This window comes from Curvibacter sp. EU05-FHT14A10, assembly GCF_058791075.1.
Genome location: NZ_JBYTDE010000040.1, coordinates 1 through 2,613, shown reverse-complemented (window position 1 = coordinate 2,613; position 2,613 = coordinate 1). Strand labels below are relative to the sequence as shown.

The 2,613-nt window shown below is 67.2% G+C and carries 3 protein-coding genes; all 3 read left to right on the top strand.

What is annotated here, in order from left to right:
* Nucleotides 1-81: 81 nt before the first annotated feature.
* The 3 genes from tnpA to tnpC all read left to right on the top strand — a co-directional run bounded on the left by tnpA (nucleotide 82) and on the right by tnpC (nucleotide 2,573).
* Nucleotides 82-477 (top strand): IS66-like element accessory protein TnpA, encoded by a 396-nt coding sequence (tnpA, locus tag AC3WUT_RS30100; protein WP_492350745.1) that lies wholly within the window; start codon nucleotides 82-84, stop codon nucleotides 475-477.
* Nucleotides 474-809 (top strand): IS66 family insertion sequence element accessory protein TnpB, encoded by a 336-nt coding sequence (tnpB, locus tag AC3WUT_RS30095; RefSeq protein WP_492350744.1) that lies wholly within the window; start codon nucleotides 474-476, stop codon nucleotides 807-809. The genes tnpA and tnpB overlap by 4 nt, the downstream gene beginning before the upstream one ends.
* An 84-nt stretch (nucleotides 810-893) precedes the next feature.
* Entirely contained in the window at nucleotides 894-2,573 is a 1,680-nt protein-coding gene (tnpC, locus tag AC3WUT_RS30090; RefSeq protein ID WP_492350743.1) for an IS66 family transposase, read from the top strand.
* Nucleotides 2,574-2,613: the final 40 nt, after the last annotated feature.

The window sequence follows — 2,613 nt, the reverse complement described above, 5'->3', positions numbered from 1 at the left end:
GTGAGCGTCCAGTCAGACCATCTTGAGGAATCGTTAGGCACATAGGAGTCTCGTGTCCACCTCAACTTTTGGTGGATACGTATGACCTTTCCCGATCAACCCGCCGGGACCCGGCGCCGTCGTCGCCTGCACAGCGACGAGTTCAAGGCCAATGCCGTGGCAGCCTGCATGCAGCCGGGGATGTCCATGGCCGCCGTGGCGATGGCCCATGGCGTCAACGCCAACCTGCTGCGCCGCTGGGTGCGTCAGGCGGAGATGACGCCGTTGGTTGACGCGCCCGGGAAGAACTTGCCCAATGTGCAGGTCGCACCTGTGAAGGCGGCATTTGTCCCGGTGAGCCTGCCAGCACCTGAGGCACCCGCGCAAATGGCAGACATCCGCATCGAGCTGCAGCGTGGTGCGACGGCTGTCACGGTGACGTGGCCTGCCAGTGCGGCCAGCGAGTGCGCGGCCTGGATGCGCGAGTTGCTTCGATGATCCGCATCGACGCCATGTGGCTGTCGGCCGAGCCCATCGACATGCGCGCCGGCACCGAGCGGCTGCTCGCCCGCGTGGTGCAGGTGTTCGGTGTCGCCCAAGCCCACCACGGATATCTCTTCGCCAATGCGCGCGGCACCCGCATCAAGCTGCTCGTGCACGACGGCTTCGGCGTGTGGTGCGCCGCACGGCGCCTGAACACCGGCCGCTTCGTCTGGCCGGTGGCGGGCGTCACGCCTTCTCTGGCGCTCACGGCCGCGCAGTTCAATGCCCTGGTGCTGGGCCTGCCGTGGCAGCGCCTGCCTGAGCTCAGCTGCATCACCCGGGCCTGAGCTTCGCCTGCACGTCACCCGTGAATCGGTTGACAGTGCATGTGCCGATAGCCCTTGTCGGCAAGCTTTGGCACGATGCCACGCATGCACAGCATGCGTGGTCTTCCTCCTTCTGATTCTGCTGGCCTCTCGCCCGAGGTCGTGGTACTGATTGCCCGATTGCAGCAGCAGGTGCAGGACCAGGCGCAGCAACTGTCTGAACGTGACCAGGCGCTGGCCCAGCGCGACGCGCTGCTGCTGCGCAAGGACCGCGAGATCGCCTTGCGCGAAGCCAAGATCGAGAAGATCCAGTTCGAGCTGTCCCGCCTGAAGCGCTGGACCTACGGCGCGAAGTCCGAGGCCATGAACGCTGACCAGCGCCGCCTGTTCGAGGAGACCCTGGCCGAGGACGAGGCGGCGCTGCGTGCGCAGCTCGAGCGCCTGCGCCGTGAAGCCGAGGCGGCTGCAGCGGCCGCTGGCACCAAGCCCAAGGCAGCGCCACGCAAGCCCCGCCGCAATGCACTGCCGGAGCATCTGCGCCGTGTGGAGCATCGCCACGAACCCGACAGCACCGACTGCCAGGAGCACGGCTGCGGACGGCCTATGAAGCGCATCGGTGAAGACGTCACCGAGCGACTGGACATCGTGCCGGCCGAGTTCTTCGTGCATCGCCACATCTACGGCAAGTGGGCCTGCCGGCACTGCCAGGTCCTCAAGCAGGCACCGAGCGTGCCGGAGATCATCGAGGGCGGCATCGCCGCCAGCGGGCTGCTGGCACACACGGCGATCAGTCGATTCGTGGATCACCTGCCGTACTACCGGCAGGAGAGCATCAACGCCCGCTCGGGCGTGCACACCCCGCGCTCGACATTGGCCGCCGGGACGGGGCATGTCGGCGCGGCGCTGGAGCCGCTGTACGAGCTGCAAAAGCACTTCGTCCTCGATAGTCGTGTCCTGCACGCCGACGAGACGCCGGTGGCCTTGCTGGATCCCGGAGCAGGCAAGACCCGCAAAGCCTACATGTGGGCGTACGCGCGAAGTTGGCACGACGCGGTGCCGGGCGTCATCTACGACTTCTGTCGAGGGCGCGGGGCGCAGTACCCGGTGGCCTTCCTGAACGGCGACGAGAAGCTCGGCGAAAGGCGATGGAGCGGCACGCTGCTCACCGACCGCTACGGGGCGTATGACACCGTGGTCGACCCGCGGCATTACCCAGGGCGCCTCAGCGCCGCCTGCGCCGCGCACGCACGTCGGAACTTCGAAGAGCTGACCAAGGCCGCAACGAGCCCTATCGGACTGGACGCGCTGCGGCGGTTTGCTCGCATCTACGAAGTTGAGGGTGAGCTCAAGGGCCTCAGCGACGAAGAACGCAGAGCCCAGCGGCAGCGGCTGGCCAAGCCGCTGTGGGAGGACCTCCAGCAGTGGCTTGGCCTGGAGCGGCGCCTCGTCCCGGATGGCGGAGCCACGGCCAAGGCGATCGACTACACGCTGGGGCACTGGGCGGCGTTGACGCGACACCTGCAGGACGGCGCGGTCGCCATCGACAACAACCATCTGGAGCGCCAGATCAAGCCCTGGGCCATGGGGCGCCGTGCATGGCAGTTTGTGGGCAGCGAACTCGCCGGCCAGCGCGCGGCCATCGTGATGACCCTGGTGCAGTCGGCACGCCTGAACGGGCTCGACCCGTGGGCCTACTTGCGAGACGTGTTGGAGCGGCTGCCAATGCTGCCCAACCGTCTGCTTGAGGAACTGCTGCCTCATCGCTGGACCTCGGGCCAGGCCTGAGCGCAGCGTCGCCGTCAAGATGGTGCGGCTAGCCGCTCAC